Genomic DNA, 23,343 nt, shown 5'->3' with positions numbered 1-23,343 from the left:
TAGATTCTTTCCTTACAAAGCATTATTGCGTATAAAAAACCTTAGCAACTGCTTATAAGAATTTGAGACAGTTGCTTTATACTCACAACAATGCCTATCGCGGTGAGAAAGCAATCCATGCAAGCGATGACTACTTACATTTTAATACATTTTAAAAGTTGTTCCGTAGCTTTGCGTGGATCTTGCGCTTTTGTAATTGCAGAAATAAGAGCCACCCCCTGAACACCTGTTGTAACCACCTCGGACACACGTTCAATGTTTATCCCTCCAATTGCGACCAAAGGATAATTTAAAGTGCGTTGCCAGCGTTTTAAACGTTCAATTCCCTGTGCCAAGAAAGGCATTACTTTGCTGGTAGTTGGATAAATTGGCCCAATAGCAATATAGGAAGGGTTAATTGCATGTGCTTTTGCCACCTCATAATAGCAATGGGTACTTACCCCCAGCAATAATCCCCGTTTTCTAATTGCATCGACATCAGCAGCATCTAAATCAGCTTGTCCCAAATGCACTCCATCGGCCTCGAATTTTAAGGCCAACTCCCAATAATCATTAATATATAAAGTAGCACTATGTTTTTTAGCCAAAGCAATGCTTCTCTGAATTTCTTTTTCTAAAGTTTCTGTTCGTTCTTTTATCCGCAATTGAATAGTTTTCACGCCAACATTCAACAATAACTCAACCCAAGAAAAACTATCTACAACAGGATAAAGACCCAAGCGATGGCAACGTTTAAAGGGTTTTGGTACTTCATATAATGGCGTTGACGCAAGATAAGGCAAATCGATTTCATCTTCAGGAAATCCCCTAAAATCAAAACCAGTTTGCGTCCGGCGCATAGTCTGATGGGTATACATTTTTGCGATAATGATTGCATCTTCTAACGAATACCCCAGAGCCAAAGATGCAGTGATGGCTGCTGAAAGAATTGAGCGACTTTCGCTTGTATGAGGAAGACGGTTTTGAGTCAACCAAAATGAAGTAACTCCATTAGTCCAATAATCATGGCACCAAACTTCGGTTGAATGTTCGCCTAATAAAAAAATATTTTGGTTGCCCAAACTTAATAACTCGTGAGCCGCTATTTGCATCGACTGATGAGAGGTAATTTTATAACCTAAAATGAGTTCCGCTTCATGAGTATCCAATACTAAAAGATTAGTTAAAGAAAACCAGGGAATTAAGTCACTTTTTTTGTAATATACTTTTTGTAGCAAAAAATCCGCATCTAAAACAATAGGAATCGAATATTGCTTTGTAAAATAAATGTCTTCCAAAGAGATTTGCAAACCTACTTTTATTGCTGCAGGCATACTTTGCGCATAAAATTGGGGCCGTTGCACTTCAACCCCAAGATCTTGAAAAGTATGTAAATCGGCTTCTATTTCGGTATCTGCCCACACTATTTGCATTAGGGAAACTCCCTATGCCAAAATGGCGTATCAATTAAAGGAGTGCATGATTGGGCTGTCATTCGCTCAGCCATAATCCCAGCTTCAAATGCATTGCGACCTGCAATAACCGCATGGGCAAACGCTTCTGCCATAGTCACTGGATGGATTGCCAAGGCAACTGCACTATTAAGTAACACTGCGTCAAAACCTAACTCTAAAATATGGGTTGCATGGGAGGGTTTGCCAATTCCTGCATCGACAATAAGCGTAATATCAGGTAATCGTTGCCGTAAAGTTTCCAATGCATAGGGATTCAATAGACCTTTCCCAGAGCCAATAGGCGCAGCCCATGGCATCAAAATACGACAACCACAATCAATTAACCGCTGACACAATATCAAATCATCAGTACAATAAGGAAATACTTCAAATCCGCGTTTTACTAATTCCGCAGCAGCATCTACTAACTCAAACGGATCAGGCTGTAAACTGTAATCATCTCCGATTACCTCTAATTTAATCCACGAAGTTTGAAAGAGCTCTCGCGCCATTTCAGCAGTAGTAATCGCTGTTTGTGCATCACGGCAACCTGCCGTATTAGGAAGCAAATGACAAGGTAACGATTGGATTGTTTTCCAAAATAAATCGCCTCCTTGGCCATAGGACATCTGACGCTTCATCGAAACAGTGAGTACATTTGTTTTGGAAGCATGAATTGCCTGAGTCATCATTTCAAGCGATGGATAAGCAGCCGTCCCTAAAAGCAGGCGACTCGTAATTGTTTTACCGGCTAAATTCCACATATTTTAACCCCCTTGCATGGGTGTAATCAAATCAATACGATCACCTTCTTGCAAAATCGTGCTGCAAAACATGGATTTAGGAATAAATTGATTATTTATAGCAATCGCAATGTGTGCTGCACTCTTATTTTTTTGCTCAAGCATTTCGTGTAGCGTACACGAAGAATCTAAAGATAAGGGTTGATCATTAATATAAATAATCATACATAAGCCTCCCATAGTTCTGGATAATAAACCTTTTTATGATTGCTTTTGAGCCCACGTAACACCTCTTCTACCAATGCTGGGGCAATTAAATATCCATGACGATAAAGTCCATTAATCGCAATAAATTGTTTTGCATATTTAATGCGAGGTTGGTGATGCGTTAAAGTTGGACGACAATGGGTTACTGTTTTAATGATTCGGGCTTCAGAAAAACCTCGATGCACATAATAAGCAGCAGTTAATAACTCAAGAGTAGTATGTACAGAAATAGAACTTAAATCTTCTGTTTCTAATTCACTTGCACCAAGTAGGTAATAAGAATCAGGACGTGGAACAATATAAATGTTATATCGCGGATGTAAAAGCCTTATAGGTCGTTGCAAATTAACATAAGGCGCATGTAACCAAATGAGTTCTCCACGTAATCCACGCAAATCAGAAAACGTTTTTTTCGCACCCACCCCCCTACAATCAAAGACAAAATCGAAAATAAGGCTCTGCTTCTCAATTTCTATTTTCCCTGGATATACTGATGACACAAAAATCCCTTCTCGCCATAAGATACCTGCCTGAGAAAGATGTTTTTTCAATGCAGATAATAAATTCTGATTATCCAGTTGCCCTTCTTGTGGAAAATAATAGGCCGTTTGAAATTGGTGTAATTCAGGCTCAAGCTGTTTTAAGGCATGATGAGTCAACAGCTCATAACAGGAGTTACTCAACTTATTGACAATTCGCGCACTGAAATGCTGCCATTCTGTCTTGTCTTGTGGATGATGAAGAATAAGAGAGCCTTGGCGACGAAAGTAAATTGGTTCGCATAATTGATTAAGAATGGGCTGCCATAATTTTTCAACAGACTCCATCCCTAAATTAAAGATCACTTGCTCCGCCTTGTCGAGCTCAGACATAGGAGCCAAAAGTCCTGCTGCCGCATTACTGCAATTATTAAATGAGACTTCTGATTCAAATACAGTTACCTGCCAACCCTCATTATGCAAACGTAGAGCGAGCAGGCACCCCATAATCCCAGCACCGACAACAGCTGCATTTTTCATGTTGCTCTTATTCACTCACACAACAAGCGATAGGTTCTAAATCAGAATGAGGCATTTTAGGCAACCATTCATTGGTATAACAAGAATGGATATCAAAAGAATCATTGATAATTCCCAAGTGTTTACCAAACCGCCCTACTTTATTCCAATCACGATCTACATTTAATAATGTTCGCGAGAAAAAGGGTAAACTGCGAATAAAAATAGTATGATACATTGGAGTTCTTAATTGTGGTTTTGCACGACATAAAAGCTCATAAGCTTCATCTGGATTTTCTGTAGTAAACGCAGCCCCTCTTTGGGTGGCGTTGAGAAACCCTTGAATTAGCTGAGGTTGAGCTAGCATACGCTCAGGTACAATAAACTGAATCGAGCAAAAGCAGCAGCAACCTAATCCAGCAAGTTGATCCAGACGTAAAAATACAGTTTCACCCCGCAAATGTTCTAATTCAACCCGCTGAAAATTAATAAAACCGATACCGGTATCAATAAGATCACGACAAATCGCATCTGTTACATTCATTCCAATACGTACTGTTTCATAACTTGAGGGATCAATGCCCGCTAAATTTGCTAAATTATCAATAATAATTTTGCCAAACTCGCCAATATAACCCACGCGCTTACCAACAATATCTTGAAACGAATTAATACCACTGGATTTAAGCGCAATCAATCCAGTTGGCGGTTCATCCAGCAATGTCCCAATTGAAGTTACAGGGTAACCCTTTGCACGAGCAGCCAAAGTATGAATCATTGCCTTAACACCAAAATCCACATGCCCCATACCAACAATCTCAGTGACATCACTGGGATCACTGGGCTCCAAAATAGCAAGCTTTATGCCTTCTTGTTGGTAGTATCCTAAAGCCTGCGCAATGAAAATCGGAGTGTGATAAGGGTTTGCATACCAATTAAGTAGCAAAGTTGTTCGTGTAGATAAGGCGTTCATACCTTGGCTCCTTGTGTTCAATAATAAGAATTACAGAATGGCAGAATGGCAAGGAATATTTGCGGTAAGAAAAACTGAAACGTTTTAGTCTGAAACAAAATACATTTTTGAGAGAGCAAGATCAAACTTAACTCAAGCAGCAAAAAAATGCTTTTTGGACATCAGGCGTTCTTACGCTGGTATGAACCAGATCAAGTTCAACGGGTAATTCTCAGCCGCTTTTACGACACCCCGCGCCATCTATTGGTAGCTATGCTAGCGTGGATAAAAAAGACTGTCAAATATTATAATCGGATAAAATTGATTATTTGCTGTTGCATATATTAAGATCTCTGATTTTATAAGGAATTATCATGATATCTTTCGCGCAATTGTTAGGATTTAGACGCTCTAATAGACCAACAATTGTCCACGAAAATCCCGAGCCCATGGATCTAGAAATAGTCCCCGACAATTGCGATTTCAGCCGAGAGGGTAGTGGGTTAACAACCGTCACTGGCGCTGTGGGAAAAAATGTCAACTTAACTATTCGTGGAAATAGCAGTCTAAGAATACTAGGAAACGTAGGCAGTGGCTGCAAAATTCTCAAAGAAGGTAATGGAGTGTTGACTTTTGAGGGTGTTTTAGCAAGCGACTTAAAATTAACGCTCTATGGCGGAGGAGAGGTAACTTTTACGCAACAACCTAGTGAGGCCGTCATTAGCTCAATCAAAAATCGAGGGGCAACGGCACGAATCATCTGTGCTGGCACGATTTTACCACAATCAAGTCAAAGATATCTGCATCATAATTTAGGCAACCCAGTGAGACAGCCTACACATGAGCATTACGAGCAATCAGCACAGGTATTGAATCAGCTGTCACAGAGCTACCCCCTTGCTCCCTCCCCTAAACCCGCAACTACAGAGGATTATTATCAGCCGTTCACTCAGAACTACATTGAGCATTGTCAAACGAGTAAACTTGAAACAATCGCTGTTCGTATCAATCAGCTTCACTTAACTAATGAAGAAGAATCTTTATTCGAAGATTTTAAGGATCCAATCACACTCGATTACTTCGAGGATATTCCTGTGATGTATGATGAAAGATATTATAATTTAAGTACGCTCCTGGAATTATATAAGAACAACAAACCAGATCCTTTTACACGAAATCCATTAAAATTAGCTGGCATTTCTCCTGCACGAACTCTATTAAACAATTTCGATAAAGCAGTTCTTGAGCTCAATAAAAAACGAGAGGCAACACCACAAATTGCTCCTGATCATCACCTTGATGAAGAGGAGCAATCGAATAAACTTTTACTCAAAAAATAGATTAAATGTGAGAGGATGGATTTGAGTTGATTGCCTGAGAGGTCATGATCGTTTATCCATCCATTTATCGCTTGATAACTCGTTTTTAAAGTCAACTGGGCTTTTGATGGATTTCCCTGTAACTACCCAAATTCATTTATTTTTCGTCAAATAGAATCGCAATTGCTAATATTGTCTTAATTTTAACCCAATATAATGTTCACGTTTTTAAAACAACATATAAATACTTGTTACTTATTTAAGTGTATTTATGCCGCCTTAACATTTTAAAAAGAGAAAACATATGAAGTTTGGACTTAAAGATTTAATTAACGCAACGATGATTTGCAATTCTGTAACAGATACCATACCCATTACACCAACTAACCTCCCTACCTATAAAGCAACAATTCAATATGCTGAGCATATTCTTAACAATTTAGAACAAGAGATCGCTATAGGAAAAATTGATGAAGGGCGAGTATCCAAACTTAAAAATGCAATTAGACAATTAAAATCTGATCTCTATCTGTATCTTAAATCTGAAATTAAAAACGCTCCACAAGTAAAAACAGATCTTGAAGAGTTTTTCCGAAACGAGTATTTAACAAGTTATGTTAAAGAGCATGCAGAAGAGATTATTAAAACTGAACAAGAAATTCAAAAATCTGCTCTTAGCACTTTAGGAATTTTTACGAAATTCGATCAAAACGACATTAATCCTGAGATAACTGATATTAAGGCCACATTTAAATAATGTTGTTGTTTTAAAAGCATAAAAATCCTTGTTATTTATTAAGTATTTTTATGCACGCCTTCACATTTTAAAAAGAGAAAAACATATGAAATTTGGAACTAGACATATAATCAGCGCAAAACAAATTTGTAATTCTATAACAAATGAAATACCCATTACACTTACTAACATGCCGATGTACAAAGCAGCGATTCAAAATGCTGAGTACATTCTTAAAAATTTAAAACAAAATGTTAATAAAGGGGAAATCTACGAACTTAAAAACGCTGTGAGACAATTAAAAGCCGATCTAGAGCTGTATTTTACAAATGAGGCTCAATCATATTTAAAAGAATATGTACAATCTCATGAAGAAGAGATAGTTCATACTGATCGAGCCATTCAGAAAAAATCCATTCTTACCACTTTAGGACTTTTTAAGGAAATCAATACGAAGCAAATGCTGGTACCGCGCCCTATCCAAAAAGAGATAGTTAAACATGCATTTGATGATGTTCCGTCTTTATTTAGATAATGCCGTTGGGAGCATCTAGTCCCAAAAAACTCATTTTCTAAAACATTTTTAATGCAACATCGATGGGTCTCACAAAATCAGCATCAGGGATTTTCTCTTTAACGCGACCCAAAGCATGCTGCATAGTAATGGAGTGCTTACAAAGTACATTGATGGGCACTTCTCTAGCTTTCTGTTGGCCTGTTGTAGTCATTGTATTGCTATTTTGACAAATCATCCGCAATAATTTTTGCATGCCAGTGCCATGAATATAATCTATATCAGGTTGCGATTGCTCCAACACCTGTAAAATATGTTGGCAACGCCATGCGGCTTGATCATATGATTGGGATTGCTCGACTTGTTGAACGAGTAAAGAACGTACTCCGTGCTTATAATTCATGAGATGGTTTAACCATGCCACTGCGGCCTGAGAGTCGCTTAAGGGAGTCATTAATTGCTTCTCATTGCTCCATTTAATCTCATCCAAGAGTTGATTAACGAATGCATTCATGGTGACATTCACCCATTCGTGTAGAGGGCTTTCAATCCCATAATCTTTTTTTATTTTCATAGCAGTGTCATAAAATGCATCAAACACCTGCGTATTTTGGGGAGATTGTACTATTGTTTCGTACAAGTGGAATAATTCATCAATAACAGAATGCTCAGAGAGTTTTATCTGCTTTTTGATCTCCTTAATAACGGATTGCACATGTTCCATCGGTAAGAGATGATGATGCCATTCGCGTTGTACAAACTGAGTTAATTTTAAATGTTCACGCGCTTTGATACTTAAAGACGAATCATAGGTATCATGAATACGTGTCCGTTCTAAAATGTTTTCTCTCACCTCATTGGATACGATGAGCTGATAACAGAAAGTGCATTGTAAAAGGAATTCTTTTTGTGACTCATTCAATTCATATTGGTTGAGAATCTGTTTTTCATTTCCAGGTCTGGATAAGAGCTCCATGAGCACCTCTCTCATACTCTCAGGGAGTTCTGTAACAATATCACTTAATGTAAATTGATTTAGCATCATTTGATATTGCCCCATAAAACTGGAGAACAAGGTTTCTAATCCCCATTGTATATCAAGTGCGTTATTTATCCATGTTTGAATTTTATGCAATCCTTGCTCTTTTTCTTTTAATTTTGCAAGTGCCATGCTATTAAAACGGAACTGAGCTATATCTTTTCTTTTAGCATCAGGATTATTCGCATAGTAAACAGCCAAAGCAGTTAAGGCTTTGTCTTGCGGATTTTTTAATTTGTGTTTGTCAATTATTATTTTAATCTTTTCACGAGTCTCTTGCTCAAAATTGGGCATAGTTAAGCATTCATAAAGCGCATAAATTAACACATTATCAATTTGCAAGACATGCTTATTGATGATGCGCTCCAAGACTTTATTACTCCCAGTATCAATCACAGGAACGAATAATTGTTGCCATTCGGAGGCTTCTAATGGAAATGCGTTTAACAAAATTTGTTTATAGCGAATTTCTTTTGTGATGCGTCCAGAAAATAATGACGGATGTATTTTTTTAACATGAGTTAATAATCGATTAATTAGCTCTTCCTTTGATGGGCTGTGGCCATTCACTGTTGCCATGAGTTGCAGTAAATGATCACGGATATCCATAATCGCATGAACACGTGCTCCAGGCTCATTACTCGGTGCAGAAGAAATAGCCAAGCTATGATCTGCTTTTTGTTGCTGTATGGTTGAAGTAAATAAACTATTATAAAGAGTCCTGGGTATCGAACTTAACGCATGACTTGCACCTAAGCCTGTGCCATAAACAAAACCACCAATCCCAGAACCGATTGCCTTTAATAATTTGTAGCGTTCTTGAGTACTGTATTTTTGATAACCTGCAATATAAGCCTGAGCAAAAGGTTGGGTAAGCAGACTAAAGAAAGTCTTATCACGACGGATGAGAGGCAATAAAGCTCCCCCGGTTTTGACCATTATATCTAACCAAGCTTCACGGGCTGAGGGTCTAACAATTTGATTTCCATCCAAATCACGATAACCGGAATGAAAGTTCATCGTATGACGTCGACCATAGAAATCTTGGCTTATCGCTGGAGATGGCGCTTGATATTTTAAAGCATCATACATTAAACCTGGTGACACTTTGGGTGAAATATTCGCTGCTGGATTCTTACGTAGATCTGCAAAATACGCTTTGACCTCTTGCAATGCCAATAAGGGTTTAGCATGTAATCGCGCTTGTTGCGCTATGGCTTTTGCCGTTTCATCACTCGGAGAAGGATAGAAAAAATCAGTTAACTGACGCAGATAACTCAGCGTATTTTCATAATGTTGCAACCTCATTATATTTTGTAAAGGTTTTAGCGTAGTGAGCTCACGAATCAAACGATCACAAGTAGCACGATTCTGAGGAGCAAATGCATCGGGTGAGCTTGTCAACTCAACAAAATAATAATGCAAATCTGCATCTTCTGGAGTTAAGGGATATAAACTGTAGATGAGCTCTTTAAATAAGGAAAAAAACGCTTTATGACAGGCTTCTGCTGTTCGTTGTGGATCATGTAAGATCTTATCAAGCATTTTCCATTTACGATTTATTTCAATATTAGTATGACTGGGCAATAGCGGGGTCGCTCCATCGATCGGAGGTAAAAATCGTGCTGCAATCGCAAAATAATAAGCACTAAATGTAGGACAATAGGCCATTAAACGCGACGATTGGAGCATGCGAATGACAAAAGAAGCACAAAGCTCTACCTGTTTAAAATGTTTGTCGAAGTTTTTGGGTATCACCCCAATGAAAGGCACAAAGAAATCTTCTGCTTCACGTATTACCTGGCCATAAAATGCATCCGGTATAAATTCATCTGGCCCGATGGGATTATAAACCAGATGCCCACGCATTCCCGTAGAAGATGATTGTGCATATTGCAATTGCAGAGGCCACAATGGATTAGCGACAGAAAGTGATTGCGCGCAGTCACCAGAACCCGTATCTCTAGGAAATGCCTCTACCACCAATGAACCAGCTTGTCGGAACATAGGTGTTTGTTTGTAGTCACCTTTGTTCGTTTTAAAATAGGTACCTTGAGGATCTGGTTGGTAAAAAAAATCAATTTGTTGCATCCCTTCGTCAGTCTCATTCACCACATAATGACGACGATACTTGGCGTAAGCTGAATTTTCAAAATAAGGAGGCTCAGGAAAAAGACCTGTGACCAAATTATCCACCAAAGCATTGTAAAGCGTATTAGCGTGTTCTGAAGGTTGTAATTGAGTCATATACTCAAAACTTGATAGAAGCGCCTGAAGTTCATATTTAATCCCAATCGCTGCATTCATACGCGCCTCAGAGGGGCCTTGTCTATGGAGGCTTAAATTTCTGAAATGAAGAGCCCACTCAGGATCATTAAATCTAAATGCATCAACTCCCGCTTCATTAGAGTCACTAACAACTCCACCCCAATTTGCACCAATTCCCAAAGCTTCACCTCGATTAAATTGAAATCGCTGTAAGAAGCGCATTAAATAGCGACCGATTATGGGTAAGTTCTCAGCTCCAATAGTTATGTCTGCTTGCTCACACTGCTCTTGTAAAATGCGAAGAACCATTTCTTCATTTAATGAATTTAATATGGTCTTATGATTGAGAAAAGGACTGACATAACACTCATAAGAAGATGATTTTAAAGTGATAAATCCTACTCCCAAGCGTTGTAATACAGTTTGTAACCAATCAAAAAATTCATCATTAAGTGGTAGATTAATAAGTTGGGATAATTGCCGTCGAATGTTAGATTGCCATTGTACCCAAGGTAAGAAATCCGGAATTTTCTTAGCCAATGCATCTGCATGACCACCTGGTTTTAAAGCAAATCCATGAAGTGACAAATAAACACTTTTATCCGCGATACGTCCAGCTTCATTAATCTGATAATCAAATGTTGAGGTAAAGGGTTGTGTCTCTACGTTCTTATTTGTGGGAAGATGTTGGGCAATCGGATCAACCAATTTTTTTGAAAACGATATTGACTCCACCTGGGCTGGATTATCTGTATGAGCCACAGGTGACAACAGGTAAGGATAATTCGGTAAAAACATTTCTACAGGAGCTGTTGACCAAGCGCTCATAGCTTTTAGCAATTCCCATAAGCTATTCATATTGCACCCCATGTAATGATCTTTTAGGGCAAGTAAGACGTCTTGATAGGCATTATCTAATGCAGATGCATCTAACTCTTTGGCATGATCATCAGCATGATATGCCTCAATGAGTTGATTAAATTGTTTGATCTTAATGTTAATTTCCCTGCTGTGAATAGGGTATTCACCTAAGAAGTTGGGCAAGCGATACTTGAAGGGAGCCAAGTGATTGCATGGACTTTCTTGTAATTGGGTGATTAATGATAAAGCTTGTTCTAGCGGAGTTTTAGAAGAAGGGTGTACTTTGTATTGCTCTTGCAATTGCTCACAAAGTCGATGAACACAGTCATCATCACTCAACATAGCTAATAAAAAGTAAGCACGAGTTTGTGTTTTCAGATTTAGCTGCTCCCTCATCACGTGCGGTAATTTTGTTCTTAGCGTTCTTAGCATGACAACACTGCCATCCTGATCATCGTCAATATCGAAAGTGTGATAGTTGTACATAGGTTCACTCTGTTTTTGATCCATTCTGAGGTGCACTAGCAGCGTCTCGAAGCAGCAACATAAGCATATTGAGCTCCGAAACAGCGAAATGTTTCTTCAGCCCGAACGTCTCAGGGTAATGATTCACGTTCTTATCTCGAAACGAACGTTCACTTAAAGGATCTATCTTATTACTACGTCCCACGACTTGTTCGTGGGATCCAGAAATATCGCCCCATATTAGATCTCACGGACAAGGCACAGGGCGCCGATTCAGGCGAATGTCTCTGATATCAATGTCTGGACTCGTTGGCAAAACAGTTCTAAGTAGCTACTGGAACCTCAATGTTTCATTTTATAAGCTTTTTTCAGAAACAAGTCGCACAGAACATAGAGGGATGAAAAGAAACATTCCCTAGTCTACCTATTTTTTACATCCTTAGGGCGCTAGGTTGATGAGTCTCTTCTAACTGGGGTTGCACCAGGCCTATATCCACCTGGAACTCCTGTCGTGTAGGAAGTTTTCTTTTAGTAGAATTATGGCGTGCGACATCACTCATTTTAATTTGTTTGTAATGTTGAAAGAGTTCTTCAAAAACATGTTCATACAATATCTGGGCTTTTGCACTTCGTTGGTCTTGTGGTAACGCGTCATGTAATGCTTTTAGTAAAGACAAATCATCTTTAGATTTATCTATAAATTTACGCAGTATGCCTTGCGCATCATCTTCATTTGCAAATTGAGCCACAAACCTTAAATCAGGTACAGGCTCATCGCTGTAAGCACCAAATTTTGAGTGATAACTTGATAAAGAAACACCACCAAAATTGAGTCGCTTAATCAAACTATCAAGATCTGTCGCCTGAACATTGGGCGCCAATAAGCGAATAATGATTTTATAAAATTCTTTCAAGCCTTTTTTATGATCAGACTGCTCTTCATCGTCTTTTAGTGCCATAAGTCCAGCAATCTGTTGATCAATCACCTCTTGCAATCTGTTTTGGGCATTTAAAGTAGAGTCAGTGTCACTATATTGATCAAGTGTTTTAAAAGCATCAAGAATATTCATTAAAATGGCACTCGTTCCCGCACTAGAACCGACGCTAGGCTGGCTGAATGTATTTATCAATACTCCATTAGGATTAGAAGAGTCATTGGTTTCCAATTGCAATGCAATGTGTGAGTCTCGATGCAAACTAATAATTTCCAGTACGTGAAGAAGCCTTAATGTAGTATCAAGGCCAATTAAACCTCCTTGAGCCAAAACTTTAAGTATATTAGTGACTGTTCCGGCAACAAGATCGGTACTAAACCCTATCGATTGGGACGAATCACTGCTTCTTTTACTGCAATTTTCACTTTCATGTGTTTGTGCGGGATGTAAATGAGCATCGGTAGTGTGAACTTTTTTATGCGTCCAATTCACCGAACCATTTAAGCTCGCAGGAGATGCTGAAGCAGCACCGGTTGTTAATAATGAGCCCTCTGCAAGATAAAGTGCAGCATAAGCGCTGGAAGTCAGCAAGCTTTGTTGTAATGTATGCATAGCAAGATCTCGTTGTACTGTATCCATGTTATCTTTCAATGCATTATGTAAATCCAGTGCGATTCGCATCAGAGCAATCCCCGTATGCGATAAAGTTAAGCGTAACGCACTTATTGCATGAGTAGTGCTATAATCTTGACCTAAATGACTATCCCACCCAATCTGGTCTGTGGATTGAGCAGACTCCTCTTTGCTAGGCACCTGACTGGCTTTTTGTGATATAACTTGCAGACGATTTTGATCAATTAAGGTCAATGAACGACAAATACTTAGCATTTCGTCGCATAATAAAGCTAAAGTACTTGCTGCCCAATATACGGTTGCAGTGTTGCTTGCAACCGATTGGTGTGTTGATAATAAAGAACCCTGTTTTTCTGATTTTCCCGATTTTGCTTCTTTTTCAATTTCTACGATAAAGTTTCGCGTCGAAGCTTGAATAACATTTAGCATCTGCGTCATCTCAGGAAGCGTTTCCATCAAGGCTTCATTTTTTTGCGCCTCATTTATTTTGGCTACCGCTTCTTTAGAGGCTTTCGAAGCCAGCGTCACAGGATTGCTAAATAGGCTGTGCGTCGCTACCAGAGAAGAAACCGCACCGTGGGCAATCGAACTTAATTGGCTTGCCATATCTTGATTAAGGCCTGGGATAATATTTTGTTGATTTTCTTGTTCAATTCGATCAAGCACTCCTTTGATAGTCGCTTCAGATCGATCCAAGATCTCTGGATTGGCAATATCCACCGAACTATTCACTATTCCTGAAGCATGATTTACTTCATTTTCTTGCTGTGGGCTAACGAGTTGACGTAATGCGTCAGCCAATTCGCCCACATGACTTAACAATACACTCATGGAACGACTTGAGATCACTTCACTACTTTGCTCTGCTGTCATTATTGCAGGCGATCCCCCAAGATTTTCGGCACAAAGACGCATAATATTTGAAAGAAAACTAAGATTAGAATGTAAACTGTTGATACGGTCTACACCACCAGAAGGCCCTCGAGCTGTTGCTTCAGCAAGAGCTTTTTGCACACGTCCATCGGTGGTTACAATAGCTGTTTTGTTGATGCCTCGTGACGATTCAACAAAAAAAGATAACACAATTAAACGAAGCAATGCTGTGGTCCATGGACTGGTAACGCTTTGATCGGACATTAAATCAGCTGCCGGTGCAGTATGAGACAAGGCTGCTTCTAGATCGCGTAACTGTTGTTTTGAGGCACGGCTATCTCCGTTTTGTGTTGCTTTAGATACACCACTGCTGGCATGGTAGACATTTTTTTCGTTATCTTTGCTTGCTGATTCATTTCCTGAAAAATGACTAATCGCCTCCCCTTCCCTAAAAATTTGTCCAATCATATCAGTTAACAATGCTGTCGCGGTAGGGAGGACGGCTGTCGTTGCTACGCTGGCTCCAGCCCCTGTGGATGCTGCAGCACGAGCATGAGTTTCTGCATGGGAGTTACCATCTATGTTAATCCCTCGAGCAACTTCATCCATAACATGACCACCTTGATCACTAACACCTCGAGAGACACTATTAATGCTGACAGATGCCCCCTTACCTTTAGCATCGAATTTGAATGCTTGTTTGATTGCTTCTTGCATTTTGTCAGTGGGAATTTGTGCCTGGGATACGCCATGTCCAGTTTCTTTTACAACCGTTACAACATCACTAGGCACTTGTGCCAAGTGACCTGCACCGCTTAGCAAACCCAATAAAGCATTTCTAACAACAAAAGCTATAGAATCATTGGTTGCAATAGCCCCTTCTCTTATTTCTTCTATATAAGTTTCTAAAGCGCTGTGATCCAGTTTAGGAGGGTTCTCAAATAAGACATGCATTGCTCGGAGAATAGAATCACGTTGACCACTTTTTTCAGACAATACCGCAGAAGCGTTTTTTGCAGCTAATACAGATTGGGATACACCACTACCTACCCCTAACACAGAAGCGCTCGGGATACCTGTAATTGCGGCACCAGTTACAGTAAAACTACGAAAAAAATTATCACGCATGATCAACATCCCTGCTTTTATTAAAGTGGCGCAATGTATAGAATTGCTTTTTAATTGTCAATCTGTTTAGGATGATCTGACAGTGGCATCAATTCCGATAAGTATTCTGCGCATAAAATACATTATGCTGAATTAAAAACCGTTGACATAACAAAGGTGTATGTTGCAACAAATGATGCAAATACGCTTTAGTAAACCGTTGGCTACAAGTAGGGCAAATGCATTTAATATCAATTGGTTCAAACTGCATTTGGGCGTTTAAATCCGTTAAATCTATAGTTCCAGATTGAGTATATATTTTTCCTTGTAGCGCTGCTTTTGCAGGTTCATCAGTCTCAACAAGCGCAACTCCTTCATGAGACAATTCATGAATTAATCCTGGTTCAAAACTACCTATTACATAGCGCGGGATGTTAGACCAGCGACCTAATTGTTCCCAATCCAATCCATTCTCCTCAGTGTTAAAATAAACACCATAGAGTTGGTTTATATTTTGTTTTTCTACATCATTCTGATGAAAAAAAGGAAAAATAGCACAATTCCAATGATCCCAAAATTGTGGAAAATGATTCATGATATTTTTAGGTAGAATAACCGCTTTGGGATTTAAATGATGGATTAATGCAAGTAAATCAAAAAGGCTAAGCTTTATTTTGGAACCATCATAAGGAGACTTAAGCACAAAAAGGCCTTCCTTATTCACTCTAAGCGACATTCCATTGAATATGACAAAACCAGGCCATGCTAAATAATGCCCAATATCAGTTATTTTCTTTAAAACGTCTATGCCTGGTTTATACAATAAACTTTCCAACGAATAAGAACCCGCAGTTATATTGACCTCCTGCCAATTTTTCGCGGTAAGACATAGACCTGCTTCTGAAGTTAAAATGGGTATAAACTTTTGAGTGACAGCAAACATTCCTATTTCTCCTGATTTACAGCAATAAGCTTGTGTCGCCATAACTAAAAAATCGATACTTTTTCTCAATCGCCTCATGATAAAGCTTCATTGCTTGTTTATGGCCTATAAAAGCTGAAACCAACATAAGTAAAGTGGATTCAGGTAAATGAAAATTAGTCATCAAACCATCACAAATTTTAAACTCATATCCCGGATAAATGAAAATATCTGTGTCTCTGCTGCAAGGAGTTAAAGCCCCATTCTGTACCGCACTTTCAAGACTGCGCAAAGCGGTAGTACCTACTGCAATCACCCTATTTCCAGCAGCTTTTGTTGCATGAATCGCAGCACATAATTCCGCACTAATGGTAAAATGCTCACAATGCATTTTATGATCTTCAATCTTATCACAGCGAACTGGTCTAAATGTTCCCGCCCCTACGTGTAATGTGACATACGCCACAGCAATACCCCTTGAACGTATATTGGCTAACACTGTTTCATCAAAATGTAGTCCGGCAGTTGGGGCTGCAACTGATCCTTCATATTTAGCGTAAATAGTTTGATATCGATCTATGTCTAAACTTTCATCATTTCGCGCAATATATGGTGGCAGAGGAATATGTCCTACTCCGTTGAGTAGTTCCAACACTTCTGTGTTGGCCTTACAAACAAATAGATCATCTTGCCGGTCAAGAATTTCAATGTGTTTATTTTGTTCTAATTGTATAATGGAACCCGCTTTCAATGCTTTACTTGCTTTAATATGAGCAAGAAAAGTCAATTCGCCTGTAATACGTTCCACCAATAACTCAACCTTTCCTCCGGTAGTTTTGTGACCATATAATCGTGCCGGAATTACTTTCGAGTCATTCATAACCAGCAAATCACCTGATTTTAAAAAATCTGCGATTTCTCGAAACTGATGATGGCCATATTCGCCTATTTTACGGTCATAAACCAGAAGTCTTGAATCGCTCCGATTAGCTAGCGGGTATTGAGCAATAAGCTCCGGGGGTAAATCAAAATAAAAGTCCTCTTTATTCATAAAACAACCTGCAAACAAATTATCGTTATTATACACTAAAGAAAGAATTCAGCACTTAAATAGTGTAAGGCATTCAAGTTAAAATGCCCTCTGATCTTTTCTAGTTACATCGAAGCTGTGTATGGGTTGTTATCGGATTGAATCCATCAAACTGCTCTTCTGTTGAAGGATCATAAAATAATGAAGCTTTTTGTACCGGTTTTTGGCCTACGTCTATATTTTGTCTTGTATTTAGACCAAGATCTTTCATTTGAGAATGAGATGTTTTTATCTCTTCCAGCTCTATTTCCTCATCTTCTTTTGATTGAGAAAATCTCGAGTTATAAGTCTGCACAACAGCCTTAGCTCCCATACCTGCCAATCCTCCAACAAGTAAAAAAGGGGACCATAGAATTGCACCTATAGATTTTACTGCGCCTGTAAAACTCAAACCATCTTCATTAACAACCTGTGATTTAACCATATGGAGCACATTTTTATTACTGCCGTAGCATTCTTTAGCACTAGAATATAAATAAACCATTCCGATAACACCGTAAACAAAGAGAGCACCTATTCCCAAAGCAGTACTAAAAGCAAGTGTACTACCTATACCAACCCCTACTCCAGTAGTGCTTGTCCCTGCGGCTATTCCAGCGCTTACCCCCATCTTTGCCCCAACTAAACCAGTAGCCGCCATGGATGTCGTTGCAAAATGATACGCTCCCACCGTCAATTTAAGGATTAACGCGATGAGAATAATAGGAATAACAATCATTGCGCCGATGAATAAGGAACCTAAACCCCAGCCAGAAGTATTATAATAATGTCGATGATAGCGGCCGTGGTGACTATGATGATGCGTATGAACGTTAACCTGGGCTCCTTTATTTCTTGGCTCATAATGCATTCTATCGAACACTTTAATCTCCTTTTATTACTTTCAACTGATTTGAATCTTGGAGTATATGAAAGAAAACTTAAGGTTTTATTAAAAAATTATTGTTTACTAAAAGTTACTTTGTAGAAAAAAAAATTACGTGATAAATAAATAACCCAATGAATTGATAGATATTTTCATAAAGATGGGTGGTCAGCAGCATCTATTAACATGACCATTAAATCCGCAAAATCGCACGGGATAACGTCTTAACTAATGACGGTACTCCCAAAAATCAGATGATAACCAGCAAAACAACACATAAAATCCAGATAATCCAACTTGTAACATAGGGATATTTATACTTTCTAAAACTTTTTCTTCGAGATTGGAGATCCAGAATAAATACGGGGACTACAGAAGCAGTTGTGAGCAAGATAACCAGTGCAACTGAGTTTGCACCTGTTCGAAAAGGCATGATACCTGTTAAAAACATCACGACATAAAGTAACGTTTCACGTAAATAAAAAGCTACCCATAAAAACCAAAAATCAAAAGTATAAATAAGCCAGGAAGCAAGAAATAAAGGTATAAATAATTTGGCTCCTTTTATCGCAAATAATTTCTTAAAAATTTTAATAAATTCTTCTGAAAAAAAGACCAATATGGAGCCTAAAAAAACAAGCAATGCTAAAGTTACTAACATTTATGTGTTCCTTTTTTCAACAGCTTCCAGGGTTTCCCAACGTGCATAAAGTTGTGCTAATGAATCTTCATTCTCCGCAAGACTTTGATTTATCTTCGTAATTGTCTGAGCATCTTGTTGATAAAATTTAGGATCAGCCATTTGCAGCTGTAAATCAGCTATTTTTTCCTCTAAATGCTCAATTTTCTGTGGTAATTGTGCCAATTCGCGCTGCTCATTAAAACTTAACTTATTTGCGATTGTATTTCGTTTTACAACAGGAGCTTTTGTTACGACCTCACGTTGCTGTTGTTTTTTATGCATTTTATATTCATCATAGCCACCAACAAACTCATTGAACTTTCCCACTTCCTCATAGACGAGAACGCTGGTAACAACTTGATTAATAAATGCTCTATCATGACTAATTAGTATTAAGGTTCCAGGATAGTTTATTAACATGTCCTCCAGGAGCTCTAAAGTTTCAATATCCAAATCATTGGTTGGCTCATCCATCACCAGTAAATTGACAGGTTTTGCAAAAAGTTTCGCTAATAATAATCTATTTCTTTCTCCACCTGATAAAACAGAAACAGGTTGATTAAATCGTTCAGGTGAAAATAAAAACTCTCGTAAATAACTCGCAACATGTTTTTGTTTGCCGTTAATAGTTACATAATCGGCACCATCACCAACATTAGCCATAACAGTTTGATCTTCACGTAATTGCCTACGTAATTGATCAAAGTAGGCAACACTTAAAGAGGTTCCAAGTTTAACCTGTCCGCAATCAGGCTGTAGCTCTCCGAGTAATAATCGTACCAATGTTGTTTTGCCACAACCATTAGGACCTATAATTCCAAGTTTGTCGCCACGGGTTAGAAGTAATGAAAAATCGCGTAAAATCGTCTTTTTCCCTAAGGTATAATCAATGTGATTTGCCTCTACAACCATTGACCCCGAACGTGTCACATCTAAAGAAAATGCTTTTACCTGCCCTAACTGATTACGACGAGCTTTATATTCCTCACGCATTGATTTTAAGGCACGCACCCTGCCCTCATTACGGGTTCGTCGTGCTTTAATTCCCGTGCGAATCCATACTTCTTCTTCAGCCAGTCTTTTATCAAATAAATCATTTTGCTTTTGTTCACTAAGGCGAATAGATTCGCGTCTATCTAGATAAGTTTCATAATTACAATCATGTTGGTACAATTTTCCACGATCAATTTCAACGATACGATTGCTGACTTGATCCAGAAACTCTCTATCATGGGTGACCAATAATACCGTACCCTTAAACTCTTTTAAGTAAGATTCTAACCATTCAATTGCTCCAATATCTAGATGGTTTGTAGGCTCATCCAAAAGTAATAGATCGGGAGTAGCAATTAATGCTGCGCCAAGCAGTACTCGTCGTTTCATTCCTCCTGATAAATTACTCATACGTTGATTTGTAGCTATGCCTAAACGACTTGCCATCGTTTCTATTAGTGGTAATTTATCCCAAGCATGTAAATTATCCATTTGTTGTTGGCATGCCACTAATTTATCCATATCACCTTGCTGAGACAATTCATAGAAGCGTGATAATACCTCACCTACCTCACCAAGACTTTTCACTAAAAAATGATAAACCGTATCATCTTCAGTAATTGGGACTTCCTGGGTTAAACCTGCCACACGTAATCCAGAAAGCCGATTGATTTGACCACTATCAGGAAGTAGGTCACCCTGTAATAATTTAAGTAGAGTCGATTTTCCAGCACCATTCCTCCCTACCAACGCAATGCGCTCTTGGGGATGTATCTGCCAGTCCGCTTTATCTAATAATTGATTACCTGCAATATTAAGGGACACACTATGAAGAGAAATAATACTCATAAAAATGAACTCTAGCTTTTTAATGTGTAGTCTAGTTCCAATAAATCATAGAATAAAGCATAGCACACATAAGTTATGCTGTTATTTTTCTCCAGACTACATGTACTGAATTACTTTGAAGACAAAACCATAATGCCATCCATCTCAACCAATGCACCACGTGGTAGTGCTGCAACACCAATAGCAGCTCTTGCTGGAAAAGGAGCGGCAAAATATCGACTCATCGCTTCATTAATCAAAGGAAAATGATGTAAATCGGTAAGATAAACATTTAATTTCACAATATGAGCCAAGCTACCGCCAGCAGCCTCACATACTGCAGACAGATTTTCTAGAACCTGTGTAATTTGAAGCTTAATGTCTTCGCTGCACATCTGCATGGTTGTCGGATCAAGTGGTATTTGTCCCGAAAGATAAATTGTATCACCACATTGAATGGCCTGTGAGTAAGTTCCAATAGCCTCCGGAGCCAATTTTGTATTTATTGCTCGCATTAATTCTCCCCTTGTTTTTTTCTATAAAGACGCATAACCACTTTATTTGCTCGTAATCTACGCATAACACGAGCTAAATGCGTCCTGTCAATCACGCTAATTGAAAATGTGACCGCATTATGTCGCCCATCACGCGGATCTACATTTATATTTCCTATGTTTGAACCTGATTCCGCAATTGCGGTTGCTAAAGCCGCTAATACCCCTCGTTCATTGACAACTTCAACCGTAATATCAACCCAATATTCGCCCTCAACTTTTTCATCCCAACGCAGGGCAACAAATTGTTCTGGATTGGTACAGGAATTTTTTAGGGTGACACAATCACTGCTATGCACAATGATTCCTCGTCCTTGTTGAAACTTTCCAACGATATTATCGCCCGGAATGGGTTGGCAACATTCACCAAAATGAATAACCATTCCTTCAGTACCTTTAATAGCTAGAGGACGAGCTTTAATTCCTTTATCTAACTCATTAGAATCTTGAGTCACGATTAATCTCTTGGCGATAACCATTGCCATTTGGTTACCCACTCCAATGGCATACAACAAATCGTCCATGATTTTATAATGTAAATCACTTAATAGTGCTTGCAGCGACTCGGGAGGAATTTTCGCATAATCACTGGATAATTCATTTAAGGCTTGTTCCAATAAACGTTTTCCTAAACTAATTGATTCCGTATTTTGCTGGCTTTTCAAAAAATGACGGATATTAGAACGAGCTTTTCCGGTAACAACAAAATTTAACCAGGATGGATTTGGATGTGCACCCGGCGCAGTAACAATCTCTACCGTTTGGCCATTCGATAAAGGAATACTCAGTGGAACTAATTTTCTATTTACTTTAGCAGCAACACAACTGTTTCCAACTCCCGAATGCACGGAATATGCAAAATCAACAGGAGTAGCTCCTTTAGGTAATTCCATAATGTGTCCTTTTGGAGTAAAAACATATACTTCATCTGGAAATAAATCAATTTTCACATTTTCAATAAATTCTAATGAATTACCCGTACTGCGCTGCATTTCTAATAAACTTTGCACCCATTCTCTTGCCCGCAGCTGAGCTTCATTCACTTCAAGACCAGAAGACTTATAAATCCAATGAGCGGCTACTCCATTATCAGCCACTTTATCCATATCACGAGTACGTATTTGCACCTCTAGAGGCACTCCAAAAGGACCAAACAAAGTCGTATGTAAAGATTGGTATCCATTTGCCTTGGGAATGCCAATATAATCTTTAAACCGTTGCGGGACAGGTTTATAGGTACAATGTAATGCACCTAAAATGCGGTAACAAGAGTCAATATCCTCAGTGATCACGCGAAATGCAAATACATCGGTAATCTCGGTAAATGAAGCTTTTTTTTGACGCATCTTTCGATAAATACTGTATAAATGCTTTTGTCTGCCAAATACTTGTTCGTACGGAATATTTAACTGGGCCAGTGCAAGCTGCAAATCTCTTTCTATGGTTTGAGTTAACTCACGACGGTTGCCACGAGACTTTTCTACAGCTGATTTAATTGCTCTATAACGCATAGGGTAGAGCGCTTGAAATCCTAAATCTTCAAGACCTACATAAATTGAATGCATGCCCAGACGGTTTGCAATAGGCGCATAGATTTCTAGAGTTTCTATAGCAATGCGTCTGCGTTTTGCATAAGGCATTGCTCCAAGTGTTTTCATATTGTGCAAGCGATCGGCTAACTTCACAATAATGACACGAATATCTTTAACCATAGCCAAAACCATCTTGCGGAAATTTTCCGCTTGGGCTTCTGCTTTTGATTCAAATTTAATTTTAGTCAGCTTCGTTACGCCATCAACAAGAGAAGTAACTTCTTCTCCAAATTGGCGAGTTAAATCCTCTTTGCTCACCGCAGTATCTTCAACTACATCATGGAGCAAAGTGGCCATAATAGTTTGATAATCGAGACGCATTCGTGCAAGAATTAAAGCAGCGGCTACAGGATGAGTAATATATGGCTCGCCTGAGCGACGGGTTTGACCTTGATGCGCTTTTTCAGCGACTAAATAGGCCTGATAGCATTTTTCTATTTGTGACTGCTCAAGATAGCATTTTAGCTCTTCATCGAGCTCCTTAAAGTAGCTCACGCAGTACTCCCTAGTATCTAACATGACCTCACCTCTCATTTACAGTATAGGGCATCCCCTCCTTTACTGCATTGCACAAAGAAATAGATTTCTTGATAACTTGCTATCTTGAGTCAAAATGACTTGATTTTCGAGCATCATAGCACACACAGTACAACATACACGAAGTATATGGGTAC

17 protein-coding genes and 1 riboswitch are annotated in these 23,343 nt (G+C 38.7%); of the genes, 3 read left to right on the top strand and 14 right to left on the bottom strand.

Features of this window, described 5'->3' with window-relative positions:
• Positions 1-134 precede the first annotated feature (134 nt).
• From thiE to EL220_RS04555, 5 genes are read right to left on the bottom strand one after another with little or no spacing between them, the layout of a single operon-like run.
• Positions 135-1,412 carry a thiamine phosphate synthase gene (thiE, locus tag EL220_RS04575; RefSeq protein ID WP_027270642.1) on the bottom strand — a complete coding sequence of 426 codons (1,278 nt, stop codon included), beginning with the start codon at positions 1,410-1,412 and terminating at the stop codon, positions 135-137.
• A complete protein-coding gene (locus EL220_RS04570; RefSeq protein WP_027270641.1) occupies positions 1,412-2,197 on the bottom strand; it encodes a thiazole synthase in 786 nt (261 codons plus the stop codon). The genes thiE and EL220_RS04570 overlap by 1 nt, the downstream gene beginning before the upstream one ends.
• A 3-nt stretch (positions 2,198-2,200) precedes the next feature.
• Positions 2,201-2,401: a sulfur carrier protein ThiS gene (thiS, locus tag EL220_RS04565; RefSeq protein WP_027270640.1), complete on the bottom strand. Its 201-nt coding sequence runs from the start codon at positions 2,399-2,401 to the stop codon at positions 2,201-2,203.
• The gene (locus EL220_RS04560; RefSeq protein WP_027270639.1) at positions 2,398-3,462 is read right to left on the bottom strand and encodes an FAD-dependent oxidoreductase; all 1,065 of its coding nucleotides are present in this window, start codon (positions 3,460-3,462) and stop codon (positions 2,398-2,400) included. The genes thiS and EL220_RS04560 overlap by 4 nt, the downstream gene beginning before the upstream one ends.
• Positions 3,463-3,469: 7 nt before the next feature.
• A complete protein-coding gene (locus tag EL220_RS04555) occupies positions 3,470-4,414 on the bottom strand; it encodes an ABC transporter substrate-binding protein (RefSeq protein WP_027270638.1) in 945 nt (314 codons plus the stop codon).
• A gap of 151 nt (positions 4,415-4,565) precedes the next feature.
• Positions 4,566-4,658: riboswitch (TPP riboswitch) on the bottom strand.
• A 109-nt stretch (positions 4,659-4,767) separates the two neighbouring features.
• Between EL220_RS04555 and EL220_RS04550 the strand changes: the two genes are divergently transcribed.
• From EL220_RS04550 to EL220_RS04535, 3 genes are all read left to right on the top strand, one after another.
• A complete protein-coding gene (locus EL220_RS04550; protein WP_232002621.1) occupies positions 4,768-5,733 on the top strand; it encodes an RING finger protein in 966 nt (321 codons plus the stop codon).
• 283 nt (positions 5,734-6,016) lie between these two features.
• Positions 6,017-6,469 (top strand): hypothetical protein, encoded by a 453-nt coding sequence (locus EL220_RS04540; protein ID WP_027270636.1) that lies wholly within the window; start codon positions 6,017-6,019, stop codon positions 6,467-6,469.
• Positions 6,470-6,554: 85 nt separating this feature from the next.
• Entirely contained in the window at positions 6,555-6,983 is a 429-nt protein-coding gene (locus tag EL220_RS04535) for a hypothetical protein (RefSeq protein ID WP_027270635.1), read from the top strand.
• A 37-nt stretch (positions 6,984-7,020) separates the two neighbouring features.
• Here the strand turns inward: EL220_RS04535 and EL220_RS04530 are convergent, their stop codons facing one another.
• The 9 genes from EL220_RS04530 to spoT all read right to left on the bottom strand — a co-directional run bounded on the left by EL220_RS04530 (position 7,021) and on the right by spoT (position 23,164).
• The gene (locus tag EL220_RS04530; protein ID WP_232002620.1) at positions 7,021-11,640 is read right to left on the bottom strand and encodes a hypothetical protein; all 4,620 of its coding nucleotides are present in this window, start codon (positions 11,638-11,640) and stop codon (positions 7,021-7,023) included.
• Positions 11,641-12,026: 386 nt separating this feature from the next.
• On the bottom strand, positions 12,027-15,164 hold the full coding sequence (locus EL220_RS18595; RefSeq protein ID WP_232002619.1) for a hypothetical protein: 3,138 nt from the start codon (positions 15,162-15,164) through the stop codon (positions 12,027-12,029).
• Positions 15,165-15,252: 88 nt separating this feature from the next.
• Entirely contained in the window at positions 15,253-16,086 is an 834-nt protein-coding gene (locus EL220_RS04515; protein WP_027270632.1) for a tRNA-guanine transglycosylase, read from the bottom strand.
• A 16-nt stretch (positions 16,087-16,102) separates the two neighbouring features.
• Positions 16,103-17,116: a tRNA preQ1(34) S-adenosylmethionine ribosyltransferase-isomerase QueA gene (gene queA, locus EL220_RS04510; RefSeq protein WP_027270631.1), complete on the bottom strand. Its 1,014-nt coding sequence runs from the start codon at positions 17,114-17,116 to the stop codon at positions 16,103-16,105.
• A 100-nt stretch (positions 17,117-17,216) separates the two neighbouring features.
• Positions 17,217-18,017, bottom strand: a complete 801-nt coding sequence (locus EL220_RS04505) for a hypothetical protein (protein WP_027270630.1) — start codon at positions 18,015-18,017, stop codon at positions 17,217-17,219.
• Between the two features lie 253 nt (positions 18,018-18,270).
• Positions 18,271-18,681, bottom strand: a complete 411-nt coding sequence (locus tag EL220_RS04500) for a hypothetical protein (RefSeq protein ID WP_027270629.1) — start codon at positions 18,679-18,681, stop codon at positions 18,271-18,273.
• Positions 18,682-20,544 carry an ATP-binding cassette domain-containing protein gene (locus EL220_RS04495; protein ID WP_027270628.1) on the bottom strand — a complete coding sequence of 621 codons (1,863 nt, stop codon included), beginning with the start codon at positions 20,542-20,544 and terminating at the stop codon, positions 18,682-18,684. It lies immediately after the preceding gene.
• Between the two features lie 110 nt (positions 20,545-20,654).
• Positions 20,655-21,038 carry a Rid family detoxifying hydrolase gene (locus EL220_RS04490; protein WP_027270627.1) on the bottom strand — a complete coding sequence of 128 codons (384 nt, stop codon included), beginning with the start codon at positions 21,036-21,038 and terminating at the stop codon, positions 20,655-20,657.
• Positions 21,038-23,164, bottom strand: coding sequence for a bifunctional GTP diphosphokinase/guanosine-3',5'-bis pyrophosphate 3'-pyrophosphohydrolase (gene spoT, locus EL220_RS04485; protein WP_027270626.1), 2,127 nt, complete (start codon positions 23,162-23,164; stop codon positions 21,038-21,040). Before spoT ends, EL220_RS04490 begins: the two co-directional genes overlap by 1 nt.
• Between the last annotated feature and the right edge of the window lie 179 nt (positions 23,165-23,343).

This window comes from Legionella sainthelensi (assembly GCF_900637685.1).
GTDB lineage: Bacteria > Pseudomonadota > Gammaproteobacteria > Legionellales > Legionellaceae > Legionella > Legionella sainthelensi.
This window is presented reverse-complemented; position numbering and strand designations above follow the sequence as displayed.

Coding starts and splice junctions, on each gene's coding strand:
- thiE (WP_027270642.1), bottom strand. CDS start 1,412: ATGCAAATAGTGTGGGCAGATACCGAAATAGAAGCCGATTTACATACT.
- EL220_RS04570 (WP_027270641.1), bottom strand. CDS start 2,197: ATGTGGAATTTAGCCGGTAAAACAATTACGAGTCGCCTGCTTTTAGGG.
- thiS (WP_027270640.1), bottom strand. CDS start 2,401: ATGATTATTTATATTAATGATCAACCCTTATCTTTAGATTCTTCGTGT.
- EL220_RS04560 (WP_027270639.1), bottom strand. CDS start 3,462: ATGAAAAATGCAGCTGTTGTCGGTGCTGGGATTATGGGGTGCCTGCTC.
- EL220_RS04555 (WP_027270638.1), bottom strand. CDS start 4,414: ATGAACGCCTTATCTACACGAACAACTTTGCTACTTAATTGGTATGCA.
- EL220_RS04550 (WP_232002621.1), top strand. CDS start 4,768: ATGATATCTTTCGCGCAATTGTTAGGATTTAGACGCTCTAATAGACCA.
- EL220_RS04540 (WP_027270636.1), top strand. CDS start 6,017: ATGAAGTTTGGACTTAAAGATTTAATTAACGCAACGATGATTTGCAAT.
- EL220_RS04535 (WP_027270635.1), top strand. CDS start 6,555: ATGAAATTTGGAACTAGACATATAATCAGCGCAAAACAAATTTGTAAT.
- EL220_RS04530 (WP_232002620.1), bottom strand. CDS start 11,640: ATGGATCAAAAACAGAGTGAACCTATGTACAACTATCACACTTTCGAT.
- EL220_RS18595 (WP_232002619.1), bottom strand. CDS start 15,164: ATGCGTGATAATTTTTTTCGTAGTTTTACTGTAACTGGTGCCGCAATT.
- EL220_RS04515 (WP_027270632.1), bottom strand. CDS start 16,086: ATGTTTGCTGTCACTCAAAAGTTTATACCCATTTTAACTTCAGAAGCA.
- queA (WP_027270631.1), bottom strand. CDS start 17,116: ATGAATAAAGAGGACTTTTATTTTGATTTACCCCCGGAGCTTATTGCT.
- EL220_RS04500 (WP_027270629.1), bottom strand. CDS start 18,681: ATGTTAGTAACTTTAGCATTGCTTGTTTTTTTAGGCTCCATATTGGTC.
- EL220_RS04495 (WP_027270628.1), bottom strand. CDS start 20,544: ATGAGTATTATTTCTCTTCATAGTGTGTCCCTTAATATTGCAGGTAAT.
- EL220_RS04490 (WP_027270627.1), bottom strand. CDS start 21,038: ATGCGAGCAATAAATACAAAATTGGCTCCGGAGGCTATTGGAACTTAC.